This is a genomic window from Colwellia echini, assembly GCF_002843355.2.
Lineage (GTDB): Bacteria > Pseudomonadota > Gammaproteobacteria > Enterobacterales > Alteromonadaceae > Colwellia > Colwellia echini.
In genome coordinates this window covers 68,086-92,662 of record NZ_PJAI02000015.1, presented here as the reverse complement: position 1 = coordinate 92,662, position 24,577 = coordinate 68,086, and the positions used below count along the sequence as shown (strand labels likewise).

Annotated in this window: 20 protein-coding genes; 14 read left to right on the top strand and 6 right to left on the bottom strand. The window is 37.4% G+C overall.

The annotated features are described in order from the left end of the window. Positions 1-96 precede the first annotated feature (96 nt). From CWS31_RS12925 to CWS31_RS12900, 6 genes are all read left to right on the top strand, one after another. Complete coding sequence (locus CWS31_RS12925) at positions 97-3,612, top strand: hybrid sensor histidine kinase/response regulator (protein ID WP_101342669.1); 3,516 nt, start codon at positions 97-99, stop codon at positions 3,610-3,612. A gap of 253 nt (positions 3,613-3,865) precedes the next feature. After that, positions 3,866-5,485, top strand: coding sequence for an FG-GAP repeat domain-containing protein (locus tag CWS31_RS12920; protein ID WP_101342668.1), 1,620 nt, complete (start codon positions 3,866-3,868; stop codon positions 5,483-5,485). A 146-nt stretch (positions 5,486-5,631) separates the two neighbouring features. Continuing rightward, on the top strand, positions 5,632-6,024 hold the full coding sequence (locus tag CWS31_RS12915; protein WP_101342667.1) for a L,D-transpeptidase: 393 nt from the start codon (positions 5,632-5,634) through the stop codon (positions 6,022-6,024). Positions 6,025-6,030: 6 nt separating this feature from the next. After that, a complete protein-coding gene (locus tag CWS31_RS12910) occupies positions 6,031-6,495 on the top strand; it encodes a hypothetical protein (RefSeq protein WP_101342666.1) in 465 nt (154 codons plus the stop codon). After that, positions 6,496-7,251 (top strand): metallophosphoesterase family protein, encoded by a 756-nt coding sequence (locus CWS31_RS12905; RefSeq protein ID WP_101342665.1) that lies wholly within the window; start codon positions 6,496-6,498, stop codon positions 7,249-7,251. 66 nt (positions 7,252-7,317) lie between these two features. Further along, positions 7,318-7,524 (top strand): DUF3565 domain-containing protein, encoded by a 207-nt coding sequence (locus CWS31_RS12900; protein ID WP_101342664.1) that lies wholly within the window; start codon positions 7,318-7,320, stop codon positions 7,522-7,524. Positions 7,525-7,712: 188 nt separating this feature from the next. Here CWS31_RS12900 and CWS31_RS12895 read toward each other — a convergent pair whose 3' ends face one another. The 5 genes from CWS31_RS12895 to cyaY all read right to left on the bottom strand — a co-directional run bounded on the left by CWS31_RS12895 (position 7,713) and on the right by cyaY (position 12,761). After that, positions 7,713-8,924 carry a heme biosynthesis HemY N-terminal domain-containing protein gene (locus CWS31_RS12895; protein WP_101342663.1) on the bottom strand — a complete coding sequence of 404 codons (1,212 nt, stop codon included), beginning with the start codon at positions 8,922-8,924 and terminating at the stop codon, positions 7,713-7,715. Continuing rightward, entirely contained in the window at positions 8,921-10,309 is a 1,389-nt protein-coding gene (locus tag CWS31_RS12890; RefSeq protein WP_246143526.1) for a uroporphyrinogen-III C-methyltransferase, read from the bottom strand. The genes CWS31_RS12895 and CWS31_RS12890 overlap by 4 nt, the downstream gene beginning before the upstream one ends. Positions 10,310-10,387: 78 nt before the next feature. Further along, a complete protein-coding gene (locus CWS31_RS12885) occupies positions 10,388-11,323 on the bottom strand; it encodes a uroporphyrinogen-III synthase (RefSeq protein ID WP_246143524.1) in 936 nt (311 codons plus the stop codon). 83 nt (positions 11,324-11,406) lie between these two features. Continuing rightward, complete coding sequence (gene hemC / locus CWS31_RS12880) at positions 11,407-12,351, bottom strand: hydroxymethylbilane synthase (protein ID WP_101342661.1); 945 nt, start codon at positions 12,349-12,351, stop codon at positions 11,407-11,409. Positions 12,352-12,440: 89 nt separating this feature from the next. After that, positions 12,441-12,761 (bottom strand): iron donor protein CyaY, encoded by a 321-nt coding sequence (cyaY, locus tag CWS31_RS12875; protein ID WP_101342660.1) that lies wholly within the window; start codon positions 12,759-12,761, stop codon positions 12,441-12,443. 252 nt (positions 12,762-13,013) lie between these two features. Between cyaY and lptM the strand changes: the two genes are divergently transcribed. From lptM to CWS31_RS12835, 8 genes are all read left to right on the top strand, one after another. Then, positions 13,014-13,355 carry an LPS translocon maturation chaperone LptM gene (gene lptM / locus CWS31_RS12870; protein ID WP_101342659.1) on the top strand — a complete coding sequence of 114 codons (342 nt, stop codon included), beginning with the start codon at positions 13,014-13,016 and terminating at the stop codon, positions 13,353-13,355. Further along, entirely contained in the window at positions 13,355-14,185 is an 831-nt protein-coding gene (dapF, locus tag CWS31_RS12865) for a diaminopimelate epimerase (protein ID WP_101342658.1), read from the top strand. Before lptM ends, dapF begins: the two co-directional genes overlap by 1 nt. 73 nt (positions 14,186-14,258) lie before the next feature. Beyond that, a complete protein-coding gene (locus CWS31_RS12860; protein ID WP_246143522.1) occupies positions 14,259-14,972 on the top strand; it encodes a DUF484 family protein in 714 nt (237 codons plus the stop codon). 49 nt (positions 14,973-15,021) lie between these two features. Further along, positions 15,022-15,789, top strand: a complete 768-nt coding sequence (locus CWS31_RS12855) for an HAD-IA family hydrolase (protein WP_101342656.1) — start codon at positions 15,022-15,024, stop codon at positions 15,787-15,789. A gap of 204 nt (positions 15,790-15,993) precedes the next feature. Beyond that, positions 15,994-18,168, top strand: a complete 2,175-nt coding sequence (gene uvrD, locus CWS31_RS12850) for a DNA helicase II (RefSeq protein WP_101342655.1) — start codon at positions 15,994-15,996, stop codon at positions 18,166-18,168. Between the two features lie 97 nt (positions 18,169-18,265). Continuing rightward, the gene (locus CWS31_RS12845; protein ID WP_101342654.1) at positions 18,266-19,525 is read left to right on the top strand and encodes a diguanylate cyclase; all 1,260 of its coding nucleotides are present in this window, start codon (positions 18,266-18,268) and stop codon (positions 19,523-19,525) included. 302 nt (positions 19,526-19,827) lie between these two features. Then, the gene (recQ, locus tag CWS31_RS12840; RefSeq protein WP_101342685.1) at positions 19,828-21,609 is read left to right on the top strand and encodes a DNA helicase RecQ; all 1,782 of its coding nucleotides are present in this window, start codon (positions 19,828-19,830) and stop codon (positions 21,607-21,609) included. Positions 21,610-21,640: 31 nt separating this feature from the next. Then, positions 21,641-22,087 (top strand): DUF3859 domain-containing protein, encoded by a 447-nt coding sequence (locus tag CWS31_RS12835; RefSeq protein WP_101342653.1) that lies wholly within the window; start codon positions 21,641-21,643, stop codon positions 22,085-22,087. A 185-nt stretch (positions 22,088-22,272) separates the two neighbouring features. On the opposite strand, the gene CWS31_RS12830 is transcribed toward CWS31_RS12835, so the two are convergent. Continuing rightward, on the bottom strand, positions 22,273-24,468 hold the full coding sequence (locus tag CWS31_RS12830) for a prolyl oligopeptidase family serine peptidase (protein ID WP_101342652.1): 2,196 nt from the start codon (positions 24,466-24,468) through the stop codon (positions 22,273-22,275). Positions 24,469-24,577: the final 109 nt, after the last annotated feature.

The window sequence follows — 24,577 nt, the reverse complement described above, 5'->3', positions numbered from 1 at the left end:
CTGTTTATTATTGAATCCCTTAGGTATATTAATCCTGAATTGAAAAATTTGCCTATTTTACATGGCATTCCATAACAATAAAAATATCGGGTATTTATGTTTCCTAATTGGCAATTAGTGCTGTTAAGTTTGGTTTATATTGGTTTATTGTTTTTAATCGCTTTTTTAGGTGATCGATATCGACATCAACTGGCTAAAAAAAGCCAAGGTATTATTTATGCGCTCACTTTAGGCGTTTATTGTACTTCTTGGAGTTTTCTTGGCACAACAGGGCAGGCATCAACCAACTTACTGTCTCATTTACCTATCTATTTGGGGCCGATTTTACTTTTTGTTTTTGCTTGGCCCTTTATACAACGGATTATCCGTGTCAGTTTAAAATTACATCTAACTTCTATTGCTGATTTACTCGCAGCTCGTTTTGGTAAATCTCATAATCTCGCTATTATGGTCACTGTTGTCGCTTTAGTTGGCACTATGCCTTACATTGCCTTGCAGCTAAAAGCCATGGTGTATTCATTTCAGCAATTACAAATAGACCAAAGTTTAAATAGTTGGCATATCGGTTTAGCGGTAAGTTTGGTATTGGCAGTATTTACCGTATTATTTGGTATTAGGCATATAGATGTAACTGAGCGCCATCCTGGTGTAATGCTGGCTATTGCCTTTGAATCACTCGTAAAGTTATTTGCCTTCTTAGCTGTGGGATTGTTTGTTTGTTTCGTTTTGTTTGACTCACCAGCAGATATTTGGCGGCAAGCTGATGCGAGCGCTTTGCTTAAGACACAATTAACAACCGACAATGTTACTTCAATGATTGCCATGCTAGTAATTGTTATGGCGGCATTTTTATCATTACCACGCCAATTTCAAGTGATGGTTGTTGAATTAAAAGATCAAAAAGATACTTGGCTTAGCCGACGAGTATTTCCTTTGTATTTATTAGTCTTTGGTTTTTTTGCTGCACCTTTAGGGTTAGCTGGACAAATGTTATTAGGTAATAGCGTACCTTCTGATGCTTATGTATTGTTTCTTCCTGATGTAACCCAGCAACGATGGCTAGTTTTGTTTGCCTTTTTGGGAGCTATTTCGGCAGCAAGTTCAATGGTCATTATTTCTGCTATTGCATTAAGCACCATGCTCAGTAATGAAATTGTCTTTCCGCTGCTTTATCGTCGTCAAAAAGTAGCGCAAACTGATTATGATAACTTTAGAAAGCGTTTATTAAATATTAGGAAAATACTTGCTTTATTTGTGATTTTATTGGGTTACGGTGTATTTATTATGGCTTCGCCAGATACGCTTTCATCATTAGGGGAAATTGCTTTTGGGGCATTTGCGCAGTTAACTCCCGCCTTAATAGCTGCGTTTTATTGGCGACGCGCTAGTTTAATGGGGGTTTATGCTGGTATTTTAATTGGTTTTATCCTGTGGTTATCACTTAACTTTTTGCCTCAATTTGGCTTATATCCATCACCTTTCGCAGAAGGTTTTTTACCAGTAAAAACCACCGCTACCTTATTTAGTTTAGGCGCAAATATTATTGTTATGTGGGCATTGTCGCAAATTAGTAGACAAAGTGTGCAAGAGCGCGTGCAGGCATCTCTTTTTCTTGAATGGCAATCACCAAAGTTATTAAAAATAGAAAACAAAAGACAACTTGATGTACAAGAGTTAGAGCTATTATCGTCACGTTTTGTCGGTCTTAAAAAAGCCCAAGTGAGTTTTACTTACTTTCTGTCTACCCATGATAAAAAGGCATTAGGTAACGTTACTTACAATCAAAAACTGCTACAACATACCGAGAATACGCTGGCGACAGTTATGGGATCTTCTTCTGCGCGTTTAGTGCTATCTTCAGCGTTAGATGGTCGAGATATCGCACTCGATGAACTGGCCGTATTGGTTGAAGAAGCATCGAGTGAGCGACAAGAGTTTTCACAAAATCTATTACAAAGTGCTATTGAAAATGCCAGTGAAGGTATTTCGATTATTGATGATGAATTGCGCTTAGTGGCGTGGAATACAAAATATTTAGACTTATTTAACTATCCCGAAAGCCTTATTTATATAGGAGCACCAATCTCCGATCTTATTCGTCATAACGTACAGCGCGGCTTATGTGGCGCTGGCGAGGTAGAATCACAAGTAAATCGTCGCTTAGATTATTTACGTCAAGGCAGTCCACACAGCTCAGAGCGTCAACAAGCATCGGGACAAACTATTCGAATTGAAGGTAATCCGTTACCGGGTGGGGGGTTTGTGATGATGTTTTCAGATATCACAGCTTATCGCCAAGCAGAACAAGTGCTTAAAGAGGCTAACCTTGATCTTGAAACACGGGTTTATGAGCGAACTTTAACGCTTGCAAAAACTAATGAAGCACTGGCTAAAGCCCATGAAAAAGCCGAGCAAGCGCATCTGAAAAAAAGCCAATATTTAAAAGCTTGTAGTCATGACTTAATGCAACCGCTTGAAGCAGCGAGACTATTTACATCGGCATTGTCAGAGCAAACAAACTTAACGCCTGTGCAACAACGACAAGTGGATAATATAGACAGGTCATTAAAAGCAGCCAACGATCTATTGGCTGATTTAGCTGAAATAGCGCGTTTAGAGAGCGGTAATATCAAAGCTAATATACAAGTTTTTGCGTTGAATGATTTATTTGATGATTTAGAGCAAGAGTTTGCTGCAATGGCGGTTGAGCAATCGGTAGAATTTCGCTTAGTGGCGAGTAAAGTATGGATTAAATCAGACCGACATTTATTAAGGCGTATTATTCAAAACCTTGTTGGTAATGCTTTTCGTTATGCAAGCCCAGGTAAAGTTTTATTGGGCGCTAGAGTCTTTAACAACCAAGTCACTATTCAAGTCCTTGATAATGGTCCTGGTATTCCAGTTGAAAAACAAGTGTTGGTATTTGAACAATTTACTCAATTGAATACTTCAAACAATACTGGCAGAGGGCTTGGTTTAGGTTTAAATATTACGCAAAGCTTAGCGCAGTTGTTGGGGCATACATTAAGCCTGCAATCTAAAGCAATGCAAGGCTGTAAATTTTCTGTGCAAGTAGAGCAAGCTAAACCGATAATAAAGAGTAAACCAATAAGCGCACCAAGCTTTAGCGTTGCTTTAAAGGACATCACCGTTTTATGCATCGATAATGATCCTGATGTCCTAAGCGGTATGGTTGAATTACTCTCTGCGTGGCAATGTAATATTCTTGCCGCAGACTCTAGAGAAACTGCCCTGACTGAATTTGCTAATCACAGTAATGAAATAGATATATTACTGGTGGATTATCAATTAGGCTACGTAACAGAGAAGCTAACCGAAAACCTAACTGACAACCAAGCATGTATCGAATCAGACAACTCGCAATGCAAACAAGTTGACGGTTTGACCTTAATTAAAGATTTGCGTAGTCAATGTCATCATACCTTGCCTGCTATATTAATTACGGCAACTACAGAAGAAGGTATTGAAGAAAAAGCCAAAAGTTATGATGTGGGTTATATGCGTAAATTAGTGAAGCCAGCGGCCTTAAGAGCAATGATGAGCGCAATGTTGGCTAAGAAATTACAAGCAGACTATGTAGGCTATAGCTAAGCCGATTTTTTGTGGAAAATGCTAAGTCGCTCATGATGAGCGGCCGAATAAGTTCAGGCTAAGAAATTACAAGCCGATTATGTGGGTTACAGCTAAGTCGATTGTTGATAAATAAGTAAAGCGCTAAGCAACTCATGATAAGTGCCAGTCGATAATTTAAGCTGGCGCTAAGGAACTAAGTGTTTTTCTAATGTTCTACTTATAGCAATAAAAGCTAAAACTTAAATTTCTCCTTTGATATGGATCTCACTTTATGAAGAAAGCGTTATTGTTTAATAATAAACATATATTTTCTCTGTTTCTTAGCCTTAGTTGCGTAACGTTACTTACTGCATTTTCGAGTAAAGCAGATGATATTGATTTTAACGAAATCATCGTTAAGTCACCTTATCAACTAACCCAAGAAGTTATTGCCGCAGACGTACTCCCAGATAACGGCAAAGAATTAGTTACCTTTTCTGTTGATGAAAAAGGTAATCGCTGGCTAATTATTTATCATTTAGACAGTGATAAAAATGAATATGTAATTGTTGAACAAGCGATTATACCTAAGCAATTCTATCGTTTTGATTTAAGCGAACCGCTCACTCATACCTTATCTAATCCATTAATGAAAAATCAAACTAATAAATCAGGTACAGAGCCGGATAAAGAGTTAGGTAAAGTAATTAAACCCAAAGTACAAAATATCTACTTCCTATCAGCTGACACTTTAGCTATTTATCAAAATACAAAATTCAAAAAACTCACCAGTCTTGCGTCTTTATATGTGCAAGAGCAAGTAAACTTCATCAGCCGAGGAGATTTTATTCAAAATTTGAATAATGATGCTTTTGATGATGTTGTTATTGCCGATTTTGCTAAAGCGCATATTTTTATCGGCCAAGGTTTGGGCAGCTTTGATAAGCAATCCTTACCAATAAAACCTAATATACGTGTTTTCTCAAATGGTGCTACTTATACCGAAACTAAACTATATTTTGCCGATGTTAATTTTGATAAAAAAATAGATATATTTATTATCGAAGATGGTGAAATAGCAGTTTATCCGCAACGAGAAAATAGTCAGTTTCATAGCAAAAACACTCGGGTTGATATTAACAATAGTATCAGTGGTATTGATTGGTGGACAAAGCGTGATGAAAGTGGCGAACAACTCGATCAAAGTAATTTAGAGTATCGCAAGCTTGAAGAGCTTCGTGATGTTAATGCCGATGGCATTATTGATATGGTGGTGCGTTATACCAAAGCTTCTGGTGTTCTTGATCGCGTTAACGACTATGAAATCTATCTTGGTAAAAACAATAACGGTATTTTAAGTTATGCACTACAAGCTGATAGCGTAATTCATGAAGATGGCACGTTAACGGAATTTGAACTGGTAGATATTGATAATGACGGCAAACTTGAAGTGTTACTGGCTGGCTTTGATATTGGCTTAACACAAATTATCGGCGCTTTAGTCAGCGGTGCAATCGACCAAGATGTATACATTTTTAAAATGGACGATGCAGATAAGTTTCCAGCTAAAGCTATTATCCATAAAGATGTTGAACTGACCTTTAGCCTAAGCTCAGGAAAAAGTGGTAATGGCGTTGTTGAATTAGCCGATTTAAACGGCGATGGCTTAAAAGATCTAGTTTTGTCTGATGACGACGAAGAGTTAAAAGTTTACTTCGCTAAACTACCAACGAAAGATAAAAAATACTTTGAGCGACATACGGTAAGTTATGACACTCAATTGCCTAAAAATGGCAAACAGGTTGTGGTGAATGATTTAAATAGCGATGGTAAAGACGACATACTGATTAACTTTTCACGCTTAGATGGTGAAGATAAAACCAAAGAATTTAAAGTGTTATTTTCGAAGTAAATAATAATTAGGTATTTTGTTTCAAAATATTGTAAATAAGTAGTTTCAGTGTTAATTATGTGGTTACTTACGGATATTATTGATAAAAATTATCAATAATAAGTTGTTAGCTAGCTTTTAAATACTTATTTTTACAAGGATAGAAAATGAAAAGAATACACATTAAATTTAATGAGTTAGGTGAAGGGAAGTTAGAGTGTAAAGGCTATAAAACTTTCAAATGTCTTGGGAAAAAAGGTTTAAAGTACCCTGTCGATATGACGATTGATCCTTTAAAAAAAGGAACAAAAGTTAATCCATATTTCAGTCAAGAATATGTTTGTGACTATGAAGGGGTAACATTGCCATGCGTCATGAACTTTTCAATATTAATTTGGGGGCAACGTGGCATTTTTATTCATGAATGGCCTAATCCAGCGACATTTTCTGGTAACGGAGGTCCTACAGGAGGGTGTATACATGTCGAAATGGGTGATGCTAAAGCCATATACGAATGGGTTGATAGTAAAACAAGAATTACTCTAGATTACTCTTGGTAGGTTGAAATGTATCATAAAATATTACTTGTAGCATTTACATGCATACTCATATTCGGATGTTCGTCGTTCAATAAAACAGAAAATATAATTGGTGTATATAAAATTACTAAAAATAATTGTCATGGTTCAACACAACAAATTGATATTTGTAAAAACATAGTTTTTATTGAACTTGTAAATGGTCATTTTTACAAAATTTCAAATAATGAAATTGCATTTGTCGTGTGGTCAGGCATGAATGATTTAACTTACGTGGCGAAAAAGTATGAAGGTGATCCTTCAGTTGTAAATTACCCTATTATGCTTTCTATTGCTGCTGAAAGTAGTTATGTGGAAAATATTACCTTCACTTCAAAAGGTAACGGGGTCTATAGTTTTGGTAATCAAAGTACTCTGTCAACACTGGAATTCTCGTTAGCAACAGCTGAAGATATTACTCGTTATATAAAAGAATACCCCGGCAATGATTAAATGAAAATAGCCTTATTATCAGATATCCATAGCAATGTTTACGCACTCGATGCGGTTCTCAAAGATGTAGCAAAACATTCTGTAGATCTAAAAGCTAACCTTGGCGATATTCTTTATGGTCCTATAGCGCCCAAAGCGACCTTTGAGTTATTGATGGAGCATGAGTTTGTTACTATTTCAGGTAATCAAGATCGCCAGATATATGAATCTACCCAAGCAGAAATTGAAGCCAATCCAACCATGCAATTCATTTTAGATGATTTAGGCGCTAAACCTTTAGATTGGATGAAATCATTACCTTTTGATAAACAAGTAAATGACGAGGTATATTTTTGTCATGGCACGCCAAAAAGTGATTTGATTTATTTGTTAGAGGATGTCAGTCAAGGCCATGCGATGCTGCGCTCAGATAGTGAGATTATAGATTTGTTAGCGGGTCAAAGCTCGAAACTCATTTGTTGTGGTCATACCCACACGCCAAGAGCAGTAAACTTAAGTAGTAGCCAATTAGTTGTAAACCCCGGAAGTGTAGGGCTACAAGCTTATACCGATGATGAGCCTGTGATTCATTCTATGGAAAATTATAGTTATCATGCGTCTTATTCGATAGTTGAAAAAATTAACGGAGCATGGAGAGTTCAAAACATTAAAGTGCCCTATAACTATCAGCTTGCTGTTAATGAAAGTACAAAGCGCAACCGTAGTGACTGGGTACATTTTTTGTCTACCGGAAGAAAGCTATTACCCAAGATATGACCGAATCAATGAACCAAGTTATCAATTAAGCTATCAATTAAGTTATGAACCAAGTATGAACCAAGTATGAAACAAGCTATTTGTGGGTATCATCAAGACGAAGAACATCATTGGGTTGCAGAGTTAAGCTGCGGCCATTTTCAGCATGTGAGACACAAACCTCCTTTTATTAATCGACTTTGGGTTACTTCACCTAGCGGGCGAAAAAGCATGTTGGGGCATGAGTTGAAATGTAAAAAGTGTGATGAAGGCGCGCCAAAAGACAAGTGCTGATAGTAGGGTTGTCTATAGCGAAATTGTCACTCCCGAGGTACTTATCGGGAGTGTAGTTGGTAATTTAGATTGAAATAAATAATTTAAAAACAATGGCTCCCCAACAGGACACTTTGAAGAGGTTGGCTTTAGGTTATATAAATATCTTTTTATCATAACGTTGCCTATGTGGGTAGTGACAACTGTTCTTATAAACTACTCGCTTTTAACCACGTAGCATCAGCCGCTTGATATAAACTTTGTTTACTGTAAGCTTTTGCTAGCGCTTGTAAATCTTGTTTGTCGTATTGTCTACCGTATTCTTTTTCTTCTAGCTTTATTAAGCTAAGAAATGACTTTTCAGCTAGCGAATATTGGCCACTGTTCAGTGCCAAATGTCCTAAACAACTTAACCATTTACCACTGTGAATATTCTGCTGTAGCTGTTTTTGTGCAAGGGCGATAAGTTTATCGGCATGCAGTATTGGTAAATCGCGGATTGTTTTTAGAAACTCACCACTCGCGGACTTTTTAAAAATAGGTATTAAAATGTCATTTAATGTTTCAACAATGTTGTTTTCAGCCAATACTTTACAGTAAGCCAGTACTACCGCTTCGCGCTGTTTAATTTTGCGACCTAATCCATTCCAATTATCTTGCAAGTCATTAGTGTCGTGGCGTTTAATACTTTCTTTAAAACTACCGTAATAAGCAGCTGCTTCCCAAGTTAATATTGTTTCATCAGTAATAAGTTTGCTTTTTCGTGCAGCAGTTAAATAATCGATTGCTTGAGCGAAACGTTGCTCGATAATACACAAATCAATTTCAAGAGATAATAACCGACTATCGTGACCTATTTGCTTATGATGTTCATCAATAATTTCTCGTGCTTTGGCGTAAGTTTCTGGTTTATGTTGGTTCATTAATAATTTGATGTTTACTAACACACTTTCTAAACCAACATCATCAAGCTTCATGGTTTCTTGTTCAAGAAGCGCTAAATAATGATTAGTATTTCTGTCGAGTTCTAACTTGGCTGAAGCCGATGCTGCCAGTAAATAAGCACTTTGTTTTCTTTTCGACGGAATAGCACTTTTCGCGAAGAGCTCTTCAGCTTGGCTAAAGTCTTCAAGCATATAGGCAGCAAGACCTTTGTTGAAGTTTGCGATACCTTTACGCTGCCCTGCAAAAGCCATTTTATTCCAAGCCCCAAAACTGAAATTCAATGTGCCACGAAATATTTTTAAACCAAAGATAAGGCCAATAAACAACAGGGTAAGCATTATGCCGGCAGATAAAACTGTTAACTCAATAGTGGTGTTGCCCATCGCAATGAGAATGTAGCCCTTTTCATCAATTAACAGTGGGCTAATTGCCATTGCGCCAAGAAAGATAACTAAGGCAATGATAATACGGATCATTGTTGATCTCCTGTCACGTTTTTCTCAGCAGCTCGTCGGTCTTCAATTTGAGGCTTGTCCATTGGTGGCTTAATTGCTTCGCCTCTTACTTTACTTTCTGATTTATTAACTGGGCGCTGTAAACCTTGTTTAGTATCTTGAAGTAAGCGTTTTATTGCCACTAATGAGCGTAAATCGTTTGGATAATTGTAATAAATAACTTCGCCTTTAAGCTGTTCAATAGCGTTATAGAAATTTTTGTTAATGGTAGCGTTCATATCAAAAAATTCATTTAGCCATTGTTGAATATCTAACAGGGTTTGTTGATAAATTTCTTTTTTATGTTCGCTCGCCGCCCATTCAACTAATTGTACTTTAAGGCTTAAATTTTGTCTTAAGTGTTGTTGTTGATCAGGAGACATTAGCGGTTCAACCATACCAGTTCTGCGGCGAACGGTAATAAAGTCCTTTAAAAATTTGTCCCAGGTTTTAGCAAGATTTGAGCGCCAATCACCAATATCATTTGATAGGGTAAAGTCTTCTTTCGGCGCATCAAGCGCTTCTGCTAAATTAACCCCAGCTAAGGTTAAATTAGGTATTTGTTTGTTCAATGCCATTAAAGTCAAAATTGCTTCTTGAACAGTTAATTCAGGCATTAATGCTAGCTCTTCAATATCTTCATTAATTAATGCTCGAATTGATAAAAACTTAGGCTGGTCAAGCTCTTTTAATCGATTGTCAGCATCACGTAATAAACTAATAGCGGCTTTGGTGTCTTTTTCAAGCCACATGGTTCGTGCTGCTACACGCACTAGGTAATCTGCTTCGTGAAGTAACCAATCACTTGGGTCACGCTGACTAACTTGTTGTTCTATTTTACTGAGTTGTGTCGTTAATTGGGCAATTTGGTTTTCGGTATCTATTTGAGCTTGTTTGGCTTCTTTTTGTGACAAGCTAGTTGCTTGGTTTTGCTGTTGTAATTGTTGCTTGAGTTGGCGATTAAATTCAGCCGTTAAACTATTTTCAAGCAGCGCTTGGTTTTGCTCTATTGCTTGTTGATTTTTTTGACCTAATGCCGCAAAGCGATAGTCAGTTTGTTGCTGTTGCCAAACATAATGAGCAACAGAGCCACAAATACTTATTGAAGCAACAACTAAGGCGAGAATAGCTGTTTTCTTACCAGGTTTTTTCTCGGCAGTATTATTGGTTTTATTTACGGACGATGAAGGTGTTTTATAAACGGAATTTTTTGTAGTGCTAGCATTGGGAGCTTTATCGCTACTTGATTGTTTATCGGTAGCCGTTACCTTTTCAGTTACTTTATCCGCAGTATCCTTTTCGGTATTTTTCTTTTCAGAAATACCATTAGCCGATAGTGTGTTTTTATAAACTTCTTTATCCGACATAATTCTCAATTCCATGTTTTTTACATTGTTATTTATTTGATAGCTAAACTTAAGCGGTTTTCTGATTAAGTTTAGCTATCAAGAAAGTGTTTGCAGCTTATTGCATAGTACTTGTGAATTAGCGCTACCAGTATTTATAACTTGAGCTAAGCCTAACTCTTTTGCATTTTTTTCAATGCGCTCACTAATGACTACCCATAAACATTGAGACTGCCAATAGTTATCTGTTGGGTCGGTTGCGCTTACTAAATATTTATATAATGCTAATAATATATCGTTACTAGTAACGACAATACAGTTTATTTGTTGTGCTCGCCATTGCTTCGCGGTATTTATTGGTAATGTTCGCCAAACACGTTGGTAGCTTTCAATATAATTAACATTTGCACCGCGCTGGCGTAATGTATTGGCAATATGCTCACGACCGCCATTCCCTCTAATAATAAGTATTTTATCATTAATTACATTAGCTAATTGCGGGAGTTTCAGCAAACCTTCGCTGTGTTCTTGTTCTGCTGGCGGCGATATTATATTGCTAATACCTAAAGCAAGTAGGGCTTGTTTAGTGGCATTACCTACCGCAAAAATTGTTTTTGGCGTTATTTTAAGTGTAATTTTAGGTGTGGTTTTTGTTTCGGAGTCTGGCTCATCATTCGAATTATTAAATTCGCTATCATCTACCTGCTGACTTGTTAGCAAAGAATTAATTAACGGGTAGCTGGCATTAGCAAACTCAACCGCTGCAGCGCTAACAAAAATAAGTGTTTCAGCATTTTCTATCGCTTGGCTTATGGCATTAGCGCAAGCGTTTGCTTGATAATCAAATAATGTTTGGCTAACACTATTTATGCCGTTGTTTGCCAGTAATATGGCAAGTTGTTCGGCTTTGGCTTTGGGGCGAGTAATTAACACCTTAAGTGGCTCACCTGCGCGAGCATCAAGCATTGTTTCTTGCGAGTTGCTCACTAGTTGTTCTGGTTTAGGCTGTACTTTTTTAGATGTTAAGTAAGTCATTAACTTTAGGTCTTACTCTTAAGTTATTATTAAACAATTTTGAACAAGTTATTTTGAATAAGGTATCAAGCTAACTAATCGCTTTAGATGTCATTATCAGCATAAACTTGCGTTAATATCTTATCTGCGCCACGGCTAAGTAACTCTTGTGCTAGTTTATTACCAAGAATTTCACCGTCTTCAACAGGACCGGTAATTTCACTTTCAATCATTTCACTGCCATCTACTGCACCAACTAAACCGCGTAAATAAAGGTCTTTCCCATCTGCTGAAATTACGCCGTAACTACCAATAGGAACCTGACAGCCACCTTGCAAGGCTCTGTTCATTGCTCGCTCAGCTAAAACACGTATACGAGTTGCGCTACATTCTAATGGAGCTAATAAGGTTTTAATATTTTCATCATCACTACGACATTCAATACCTACAGCGCCTTGGCCATTGGCGGGAAGCATTTCTTCAGGTTCGATAAATTGTTGAATACGGTCACTCATTTTTAAACGAATTAAACCTGCAGCAGCGAGAATAATGGCGTCGTATTCACCGTCATCTAATTTGCGCAAACGAGTATTTACATTACCGCGTAAATCTCGAATGTCTAAATCGGGGCGATTTGCTTTTAATTGACACTGGCGTCGTAAACTTGAAGTACCAACAATGGCACCTTCAGGTAAATCGGCTAATGATTTAATAGAATTTGAAACAAAAGCATCACGGGGATCTTCACGCGGACAAATAACTTCTAAACCCAAACCTTCAGGAAATTCTACTGGAACATCTTTCATTGAATGCACTGCAATATCTGCGCGATCTTCAAGCATGGCAACTTCAAGTTCTTTAACAAATAACCCTTTACCACCAACTTTGGCTAATGGCGTGTCTAAAATAACATCGCCTTTAGTGGTCATGGGTACTAATTCAACAGTAATACCGGCATGAAAATGTTCAAGTTGTGCTTTTACGTATTCTGCTTGCCATAAGGCGAGGGCGCTTTTACGGGTAGCAATGCGTACTGTGGTGTTATTCATTTGTTATATCCGGTTTATTTAATGCTGTTCGATTTAATCTTTTCAGATTTAATATAGGGTGAAAACTTATTTGTACAAATGTAAGCTTGTTACTCTGCAGCAAGTGTTAATTCAGTTTCAGCTTGTATGCTGACGGCTTTTGATAAAAATTCCCAAAACTCATCACCACCGCGTTTATCTATCCAAACACCGTCGGTGTAAGCAAAGTGGTGACCATTAAATTTAGTGGCGACCCATATTTCTTTTAACGGAGCTTGTTTGTTAATAATAACTTTAGTGCCATTTTTAAAGGTCAGCGTTAATAATCCACCGACACCTTCGTAATCTATATCAACGCCAGAGTCTTCAATGGCTTCTTCTACCGCTAGAAGTAAATCTTCGGCTATTATGTTGTATTGGCTATCGTTCATTGCCTGTCCTTTAAAGAAAGTTATTCGGCTTAGTTAAACCTTAAGTGAAAACTTAAGTTAAGCCCTTAGCTAAACCATCAGTTAAACGCTAAATTAACCAAGGTTTTATTGACTCTTTATTCGAAAATAAACTTATCATAATTGGTATAATTGTTTATAAGCATGTGAGTATAATAGTAATCAGACAAAAAAAATATAGATAGAGCATGGTTTAAAACTATGCTTTAAACGAAATTCACGGCAAAAATCATCATGTGTAGCAATACTTCTCGTTATTTACATTTTAAGTTATCTCTTAAATCACTTTTACTGGCCTTTTCTGCGACTCTTTTTTTAACGGCTTGTGGTATAAAAGGCCCTTTATATCAAACACCGCCTGAGCCCGTTTCTTCAGATGCAACTGCGGCAGAAAATAGCAGCGAAAGCAAAGAACTAAACGAAGAAAAAAATACTGAACAAAGCTGGAACGAGTTAGAAGGCTTGGTTGCTCCGTCAGATATGCCAAAAAGTTTAGAGGCAGGTCAAACCAAAGAAAAGCCAGTATATGAATCAGAAACGGGTCCATCAACCGTTCAAGAATTAGAGCCACAATAATGCTAGTCAATTTTTCTAAAATGCATGGTTTAGGTAACGACTTTTTGGTGCTTGATAATGTCACGCAAAATGTTTTTTTATCGCCAGAACAAATCGCTAAGTTTGCCCACCGAAATTTTGGTGTTGGGTTTGATCAATTGCTTGTCGTTGAACCTCCTTACGACCCTGATTTAGATTTTCATTACCGCATTTATAATGCTGATGGTAGTGAAGTAGGAATGTGCGGTAACGGCGCGCGCTGCTTTGCCAAATTTGTGCGGATGAAAGGTTTATGTAATAAACACAAAATTAAAGTATCTACGGCTACTGGGAAAATGAATTTAAATATTGAACGTGATGGCAATATTTCAGTCACTATGCCTGTGCCACAATTTGAACCGAGTAAAATACCTTTTACTGCGCAAAAAGCCGAAGGTACTTATATTCTTCGCAGTGAAAACGAAACGGTTTTATGTGGCGTAGTGTCAATGGGTAACCCACATTGTGTGGTTACCGTAGACAGTGTGTTAGATGCACCAGTTGAAACGCTCGGCAAAGAATTATCGTTACACGAACGTTTCCCTGAAGATGCTAATATTGGCTTTATGGAGATTGTTGCACCTAATTATATTAAATTACGTGTTTATGAGCGTGGCGCAGCAGAAACTATGGCTTGCGGCAGTGGCGCTTGTGCGGCGGTGGTTATTGGCTACATGCAGAAAAAGTTAGGTAAACAAGTTACCGTAGAGTTACCTGGCGGCAAGTTACGTATTTACTGGCAAGGACCTGGTCATCCAGTAAAAATGTCTGGGCCAGCAACACATGTCTATGATGGACAAATATCAATTTAAACTGATCATCACAATAAATAGTCAATTAACATTCTATTTATATCAGCCTTTTTTATTTTAGTAAGCATTTCTCATGACCAAAGAATCCAGCACAATGAATGATTTACAACAAGCCATTAACAGCGACGAAATACCATTAACCGACGAGTTAGTGGTGAGTTATTTACAAGATAACCCCGAATTTTTTAATCGTAACAATAGTTTAATGACAGGTTTACGCCTTAATGATGAACAACGTGGTACTGTATCTTTAGTTGAGCGTCAGCAACAACAATTACGCCAAAAAGTACATGGCTTAGAAGATGAAATTACCCAGTTAATGTCGGTGGCTAATCATAATGAGCAGTTGTTTGTGTTGTATAGTGATTTATATTTACGTTTACTTGATTGTAAATCAGCGGAAGAATTACTTGATTGTTTGCATCAAACTACCACTGAATTATTATCACTCTCAGCTTTTAAATTATGGTTATCGCCTAGTGATAAAGTAGACTTTACACACCCAAGCTTATCAACCAATGACTGTACTGGGGTGATGCAAAATCGCTTAACTAATGATGATTATTACTTTGGTCGTTTACAAGAAAGTGAGCAGAATCTTATTTTTTCACAGCCATGTTCAGGTTCAGTTGTGTTAATAAAGTTAAGCCACGATGAACAAGTAATTGGTTTTCTCGCGATTAATAGTGAAGATGCACAACATTTTGATCCTCGTATGGATACTTTGTTACTTAGTCAATTTAAACGTTTAGTAGCTAAATTATTACACCAACACTTAGCGATTTAATCCTTTTACTTGGCCGTTTATTTAAGCTTTTAACTAAGGAATTTATACGATGCAAATTTACCGACGTTTAACTCAAATCAAAGCGATTAGCTTCGATCTTGATGATACTTTGTATAACAACCGTCCAGTAATGCTAGTCATTGAAAAAAAGATGAATGCTTATTTTGCGGAAAAATTTGCGACTTTATTACCTGAGCTAACATTCGACACTGAACAAAAATTTAATAGTACTTTTTGGTCGCCTTACCGTGAGCAAGTAGTACAAGCACAGCCTGAAATTACTCACGATGTGGTAAAAATAAGATATGAGACCTACCGTTTAGGTTTTCTGGCGCACAATATTGCTGCCGATGTCGCAGAACAAGAAGCGCAAGCAGGATTAGATTACTTTATTTTACTACGTAGTGACTTTACTGTGCCGCAAGTAACACACGATTTACTAGAAAGTTTAAGTAAAGTTTTCCCAATAGTGTCTATCAGTAATGGTAACGTTGATACCAAAGCATTAGGTATTGATCATTACTTTCAGCATATTTACCATGCGGGTTATCAAGATTACCGAAACAACAAAGAGTGTGAGTACTTACTTAAACAGAAACCTGCAACAGACATGTTCGACTTGGTTTGTCAGCAGTTAGTTATTCAACCAGAACAGTTATTACATGTGGGTGATTGTGGTTTTGCTGATATTTATGGCGCCCTTAATGCGGGTTGCCAAACCGCTTATTTACCACAATATGGTATTGGTAAAAAATTAAACCAAATACCGCATATTGAATTAACGCGCGTGGAAGATCTTTCAGCCTTATTAATTTAAGTTATATTCTAACTTGGTCTTAAAGAACTCTTTAAAAATAAGACTATGCTTACCTTAGTTACTATGTACTGTAAAAATAAACAGCATATGGCGACAGCTTCATATAAAGAGTGATATACTTTTGCTTTTTATTTAGTACTACTTCATCAATTTACTTCAATACGATTAATTATTTTCAATCAGTATAAATAAAGGTTTAACCCTATGGACGTTTCAGAATTACTCGACTCTCTTAACGACAAACAACGTGATGTTGTTGCTGCACCAAAGCAGAATATGCTGGTTTTAGCTGGCGCAGGAAGTGGTAAAACTCGAGTGTTAGTGCAACGTATTGCTTGGTTAATGCAAGTTGAAGGGGTTTCATCGCACAGTATTTTAGCGGTAACTTTTACCAATAAAGCAGCGGCAGAAATGCGTGCCCGGGTTGAGCAAGTAGTACATGGTAATACGCATGGTATGTGGGTTGGCACTTTCCATGGTTTAGCGCACCGTTTATTGCGTATGCATTTTCAAGAAGCTAAATTACCACAAAGCTTTCAAGTGCTTGATAGTGATGATCAGCAGCGTTTGGTTAAACGAATTGTTCGATCGCTTGAGTTAGATGAAAAAAAATGGCCACCTAAAAAATTTACGCTTTATATCAACGGTATGAAAGATGAGGGATTACGCCCACGCCATATTGATGCACAGTTTGATCCAACCGAAGAACTATTCCTTAAAGTATACAAAGCTTACCAAGAAACCTGTGATCGTTCAGGTTTAGTCGATTTTGCTGAATTATTATTACGTGCTCATGAGTTATGGTTAAATAATCCGGCATTGTTAGATCATTATCAACAACGATTTGGTCATATTCTGGTCGACGAATTTCAAGATACTAACGCGATTCAATATGCATGGTTAACTATGTTAGGCAAAGCGCGTAGTAAAGTGATGATTGTGGGTGATGATGATCAATCTATTTATGGCTGGCGTGGCGCAAAAATTGAAAATATAGAGCGCTTTGTTCGTGAATATGATGACGCACAAACTATTCGTTTAGAACAAAATTACCGTTCAACCGCCAACATTTTGAAAGCGTCTAACCAGTTAATTGGTAATAACAGTAACCGCATGGGTAAAGAGTTGTGGACTGATGGTGATGCTGGAGAAAAAATATCAATTTACACAGCGTTTAATGAAATTGACGAGTCACGCTTTATTGCCGGACGTATAAAACAATGGCAAGACGATGGCGGAAAGCTTGATGAAATAGCCATTTTGTATCGCTCAAATGCGCAATCACGTTTACTTGAAGCGGCGTTATTACAAGCACATTTACCTTATAGAATTTATGGCGGTCATCGTTTTTACGAACGCCAAGAAATTAAAGATGCGCTAGCCTATATGCGTTTAATCAATAACCGCGATGATGACGCAGCTTTTGAACGAGTGATTAACACGCCAACTCGTGGTATTGGTAATCAAACGTTATCCATTGTTAGAGATGCAGCACGTGGCGCAGAAGTAACTATGTGGCAAGCATGTCAGCAATTAATTCAAGCAGAACAATTAAAAGGTCGCGGTGCGAAAACTATCACAGGTTTTATGCAACTTATTGAACAATTAGAAGATGATACCGCTAATTTAGACTTAGACCAACAGGCCAACCATATTATTAATAACAGTGGTTTAAAAGCCATGTATCAAGCTGAAAAAGGTGAACGTGCCGAACAGCGCATAGAAAACTTAAACGAATTAGTTACTGCTTGCCAAGAGTTTGTTGGCGATCCTGAACTTGAAGAAGAGCAAACTAAGTTAACGGCCTTTTTAACCAATGCTTCTTTAGAGTCAGGTGAGTCGCAAGCGGATGATTTTGAAGCTGCAGTACAGTTAATGACTATGCACTCAGCCAAGGGGTTAGAGTTTCCCTTAGTGTTTATTGCGGGTCTTGAAGAGGGTATGTTTCCATCGCAACAATCGCAAGAAGATATCGGTCGATTAGAGGAAGAGCGACGTTTATGTTACGTCGGCATGACAAGGGCAATGAATAAGCTATACTTATGTCACGCTGAAAGTCGTCGTTTATATGGACAAGAAAAATTTCATAAAGCGAGCCGCTTTTTACGAGAATTACCTGAAGAATGTACCGAAGAAATTCGTATGCAATCGCAAGTAACACGACCAAGTAGTGTTGGTAAGTTTTCCAATACCTTTACCCATGAAACCTTTGAGAATACAGGCTTTAAATTAGGGCAACGGGTGAAACATGCCAAGTTTGGTGAAGGTGTGGTACTTAACTATGAGGGCAGTGGCGCTCAGTCACGAATTCAAGTGAATTTTGAAGAGGTTGGTAGCAAGTGGTTAGTGGTGGAGTATGCTAACCTACAAGCGCTGTAGTAGTTAACCTGTCGTCGAGCAGTATTGTTTACGCAAAAAGTTAATTACTTATCGGTCGCTCCCACATCAATAAAAAATATAATAAAAAGGTAATGTGATGTCTCAACGATTATTAGTAGTAGAAGACAGTAAACCTATTGCGACCGTTATTAAACAAATAGCGCAATCACTAAAATTTGAAGTAGTGATTGCTTCCAATTTAGCGCAAGTAAAAAGTATTTTAGCAACAGATAAAAACTTTTTTGCCGCAACTATTGATTATGCTTTACCCGATGCGAATGACGGCGAGGCAATATCATATGTATTATCTCATGGTATTCCTAGCCTAGTGATGACCGGTAAAATGGATGACGAAACCCGTCAAAAAATTCTTGCCCAACCTGTTATTGATTATATCCCCAAAGAAAATAGCCAAGCTTTTCTGTATTTAAAGCGTATTTTACATTGGCAACAGGTTAATCATAACAGTACTATTTTAGTGGTTGATGACTCATCTTCTGCGCGAAGACACATAGTTGAATTATTAAAGCGTCGTAATTTTACCGTGGTTACAGCTAATAATGGTGCGGAAGCGTTAGAGCGATTAAAAGACCATAAAAATATTAAAATGGTCATTACTGATATGGAAATGCCAGTGATGGGCGGTATTGAACTAACTAACCAAATTCGCCGTATTTACACGCGAGAACAGCTTGCGGTTATTGGTATTTCTGGCGCTAGTAATGGTATTCACTCGGCTCGATTTATTAAAAATGGCGCGGATGATTTTCTTCGTAAACCTTTTTGCCCTGAAGAATTTTACTGTCGTATCACGCAAAACATAGAAAGTTTGAATAACATTTCTAAAATTCAGCATGCTGCCAACATAGATTATTTAACCGAACTTGCTAATCGTCGTTCATTTTTTAATAATGCCGAAAGACGTATTAAAGAATACATAGATAAAAAAGTACCCTACTGTTTAGCGGTAATTGATATCGACTTTTTTAAGCGAATTAATGATAACTATGGCCATAATATTGGTGATCAGGTATTAAAAATTATTGCTCTCTATATTCGCAAGCACTTTGGCTCTGGGCTTACCGCTCGTTTAGGAGGAGCGGAATTTGCGGTTTTACTGCATGGTTTAGATGTTGATAATTTATATAATAAATTAGACGATTTTAGACGCGAAATTGCCGTATCAAATATCATTGCAGGAGATCATTCCCTTTCAATAGCGTTAAGTATTGGCGCTGTTTTTGACAGTACCGAGGTTATATCAAAACAAATGAATGATGCAGATAACGCCTTACATAGCGCGAAAGAAAATGGTCGAAATCAAGTGGTAGTGTTTGGGGCTGAGTTAGAAGATTAGAAATATTTTTTCTGATACATATCAGTATTCATATACATCAATGATGTATATGAATATACCTGCCACTAGCTATATTTTTAGAGTGAATATCAGTCTTTAAATATCACGGTCCATAAAAAAACGTTTTCAGTGCTAGGCTTTCACAGCTTTGCTGAGTTAAAATAGCGGTATTATTCCTAAGAAAAATAGTCGTAACCTCCTTGAATCCCTCTGTTGATAACAATCAAAATCAAAGCCGCGCAGCAATAAGTGCTGTAAACAATGCTCTAACGAATTCTGAAACAGATATTAGTAGCGAAAACATGACCTTATTACTTGATACGTTAAAACATCATTTTGGTTATGAAAGCTTTCGTCAAGGTCAAGCGGCAATTATCAACAGCTTAATGCACGGGCAAGATTCACTTGTTTTAATGCCTACAGGTGGTGGAAAATCACTCTGCTATCAATTACCTGCGGTATTATTGCCTGGTGTTACCGTGGTGGTTTCGCCGTTAATTGCTTTAATGAAAGATCAAGTTGACGGCTTAACTCGCCAAGGTATTCCTGCAGCTTTTATTAACTCGAGTTTAGAACAAAGCGAAATAACCGATATTTTTGATCGCTTAGCGCACGGCGAAATTAAATTACTCTATGTTGCACCTGAGCGGTTAACAAATTACTACTTCTTACAAAGCCTAAGCCAATTACCGTTAAGTTTATTTGCCATTGATGAAGCACATTGTATCTCTCAGTGGGGACATGACTTTAGGCCTGCCTACACCAAGTTGCAGTGTTTAAAGCAAAATTTTCCTCATGTACCGGTAATGGCATTAACTGCTACGGCAGACGTTACCACGCGTAAAGATATTCTTAATCAGCTGGCGTTGCCAAACCCATATATTCACCTTGATAGTTTTGATCGACCTAATATTCGCTTTACCCTTGCACCTAAATATAATGGTGAGAAACAGTTATTGGGTTATATAAAGCAAAAAGGTGAAGACAGCGGTATTATTTATTGTAATAGTCGTTGGCAGGTTGAAAAATTAGCGAAATATTTAGCGGCGAGCGGCATTAATTGTGCGGCGTATCACGCGGGCTTAGAAAATGAAATTCGCTCAATTGTGCAAGAAGGGTTTACTAAAGACAATATTCAAATTGTAGTGGCAACTGTAGCCTTTGGTTTAGGTATTAACAAGCCCAATGTCCGTTATGTTATTCATTACGAGCCACCACGTACGTTAGAATCTTATTATCAAGAAATAGGTAGAGCAGGGCGTGATGGTTTAAACGCCGAAGCTTTATTTTTGGTAGATGACAAAGATGTGAATCGCATTAAAAAACGTATTAGCGAGGGGGATAATCCACAGCGCGTTAATGTTGAAATGCAACGTTTTGCGGCAATGGATGCTTTTATTGGCGCGCAAACTTGTCGTCGCCAAGTGGTGCTGAACTATTTTGCTGAATACACTGAAAAGGGCTGTGGCAACTGTGATATTTGTCTTGATCCGCCAAGTATGTTTGACGGTACGATTGAAGCACAAAAAGTATTGTCATGTGTATACCGTATTGATCAACAAGGTGATATTAATCATGTTATTGCCGTACTTCGTGGGGATATTAACGATAATATTAAGCAGTTAGCGCATGAGCAAGTATCTACCTTCGGTATTGGCAAAGGTAAAACCGCAGGTTACTGGTTTTCAATTATTGGGCAGCTTATTCATCTAGGTTATTTACAGCAAGATATAGAGCAGCAATCAACCTTGTGTTTAACGCAAGCGTCAGGTGCTGTATTAAAAGCACAAGTGCCTTTAATGTTAGCCAGTCCACGTTTACAAAAAGCCAGTTACTGGCAGCAAAAAGCTCCGCAAAAAAGTTACGATCGCGCCTTGTTCGCCAAGCTACGTGAATTGCGTAAAGCAATTGCTGATGGTGAAGACATAGCACCATTTATTGTATTTAATGACGCAACCTTGTCAGAATTAGCAAGAATAAAACCAAAAACATCTAGAGAAATGCTCAGCGTTAGCGGTATTGGTGATGTTAAATTATCACGTTACGGGCAACCTTTCTTGGCACTAATCAAAGAGCATGGTTAAAGAATGAAGGTTATAAAAAGTAATTTTAAATATGGCTAAAATTAAACCAGAATTTTCAATGAAGAGTTACGGGATTTATAATGAATGGGATGCAAATTCCAAAGATTTACCAAAAATTCAAAAGTTTACAACTGAAATTCCGGCTGAAGTAGACATTGAGTTTGGTTATATAATCAATGTTAAAAAAGGCAAAGGATGTAAATTAAATTTTATTATTTATCACCCAGATGTCTTAGATAAAAAAGGGCAGGTAATGGCACCTTTTGAAGATGAAGTTTATGTTAAAACAAACGATTGGGACTTTTTCTTAGGTGATACTATATGGGAGCCAATTGATGATAAAGTTGGCCCTTGGCGCATCGTAATTGAATATCAAGATCGTATCATTGCCGATAAAACATTTAATATTTCAGTGGAAGAAGGCTACCGAGTTGATGATTTTTCAGCGTTAAATAAAACGTTTAATAAGCGTCGTTAAATTCATTCAACTTGCAGGTTTGCTTAATATTAACCGCATTAAATTTGTGATCATTTGTACTTGAAAAAATAGCCAACTAGGTCGTTATTTATTTAATAATTAGAACTACTAGTTACTAAAATAAATGCCTTATATTTGACTATTTTTCTATGTATATAATAAACCAGCTATTTAATGGAGCTGGTTTATTTAGGTAGTTCAGTAAAGCCCATATTGAACAAAGTGAACGCATAAATATCAGCGTATTGTTCAATAGTTTTCGAAACAGGTGTGCCTGCGCCATGACCAGCATTGGTTTCAATACGAATGAGTGTTGGTGCATCACCGGCTTGTTTAGCCTGTAACTCTGCAGCAAACTTAAATGAGTGTGCTGGAACTACGCGGTCATCGTGATCGCCTGTGGTGATCAAAGTAGCTGGATAACTCACCCCAGCTTTAACGTTATGTACTGGTGAGTAACTTTTTAGATAATTGAACATTTCTTTGCTTTGCTCAGCTGTGCCGTAATCGTATGCCCAGCCAGCACCCGAGGTAAAGGTGTGATACCTAAGCATGTCTAAAACACCTACTGCAGGCAAAGCAACTCTCATTAGCTCTGGACGTTGGGTCATTACCGCGCCAACTAGTAAACCGCCGTTTGAACCACCATTAACTGCGAGGTATTCACTCGATGTATAGTTTTGCGCAATTAAATACTCACCTGCAGCAATAAAGTCGTCAAACACATTTTGTTTGTTAAGTTGGGTGCCCGCTTTATGCCATTCTTTACCGTATTCGCCGCCGCCACGTAAGTTAGCCACTGCATAAATACCGCCTTGCTCTAACCAAATAGCTCGGCTAACACTAAATGACGGCGTTAAGCTGATATTAAAACCACCGTAACCATATAAAATTGTTGGGTTATTACCATCAAGTTGAATACCTTTTTTGTAGGTAATTATCATCGGAATTTTAGTGCCGTCTTTTGATGGATAAAAGACTTGTTTCGACTCATACTCATCACTATCAAACTTAGCGCCAGACTTTAGGTAAATGTCACTTTCGCCATTCTCACTATTGTAGCTATAAATGGTGCCAGGGGTTTTGTAGTTACTAAATGAGTAATATAACGTTGATTGATCTTTATCACCTTTAATAGTCGTAGTGCTGCCTGCACCAGGTAACTTTATTTCACGTATTGCTTTACCTTGATAGTCGTATTGGTAAATTTTAGAAATTGCGTCAATCATATATTCGGCGAAAAAGAATCCACCGCCTGTAGAAGCACTTAATACATATTCAGTTTCAGGAATAAAATCGACCCATTTATCAGGTGTTGGCGCTTTAGCATTGACGCTAATAATCTTTTTATTTGGTGCATTGAAATTAGTGACTAAAAAGAGAGTGTCGCCTTCATTTTCAATAATGCTAGTGTCAGCATCAAGGTTTTCAGTAATGGTCACTAATGGGCTATCAACTTTGTTTAAATCTTTAAGGTAAAGGTCGTTACCTGATGTTGATTTTGCCCCAGAGATAAGTAAAAATCGATCGTCTTCAGTCACTGTACCGCCGACATATCGACGTTTTTGCTCTGGCGTATCGCCAAACACAACTTTGTCGTTTTTTTGTGGTTGACCTAATTGATGATAATAAAGCTTATGTTGGTCGGTTTTTGCTGATAACTCACTTCCTTCAGGCTTGTCGTAGCTTGAGTAATAAAACCCTTCATTTTTATACCAAGAGATCCCCGAGAATTTTATATCTACCAGTGGCGTATCTAATACTTTTTTGGTTTCAACATCAATAATAATTATCTTTCGCCAGTCACTACCGCCTTCAGAAATAGAGTAAGCGGCAATAGAACCGTCTTTTGAAAACGTTAATTGTCCCATTGAGGTGGTGCCATCTTTGCTGAAAGTGTTTGGATCTAAAAATACCTCTTCAGGGCCACCGTCTTTTTGGCGATAAATAACATATTGATTTTGTAAGCCGTTATTTTTATAGAAAAAGGTATAGTCACCTTTTTTAAAGGGAGCGCCTATTTTTTCATAATTCCATAGTTCAGTTAATCGTGCTTTCAGCTGTTCGCGATAAGGAATTTGCGACAAGTAATCAAATGTCGCATTATTCTCTGCTATAACCCAAGCGCCTGTTTCTTTGCTGCGATCATCTTCTAACCAACGATACGGATCAGCAACGTCAGTACCAAAATAATTATCAACTACAGAGCCTTTTTTTGTCACAGGATAAACCGCCTTTTTAATTATATTATGAGTAGTGTAGGACGTTGTGCCAGAGATTGGATTAACAGTTTTTGCAGATTTTTCGTTACTATCGCCAGTACAACTAGCTAATACGCCAATGAATAAGCTACTAGTTAATAACAAGTTTATATTCTTCATTTGAATCCCGATTGGCTACAGTTGTTGTTAGCAGTGTACCAGAAGGCTTTAAAATAAAACAAAGCAAAACTACAGCAAGCATCATTTTATTGTAACGAAAAAATGGCGA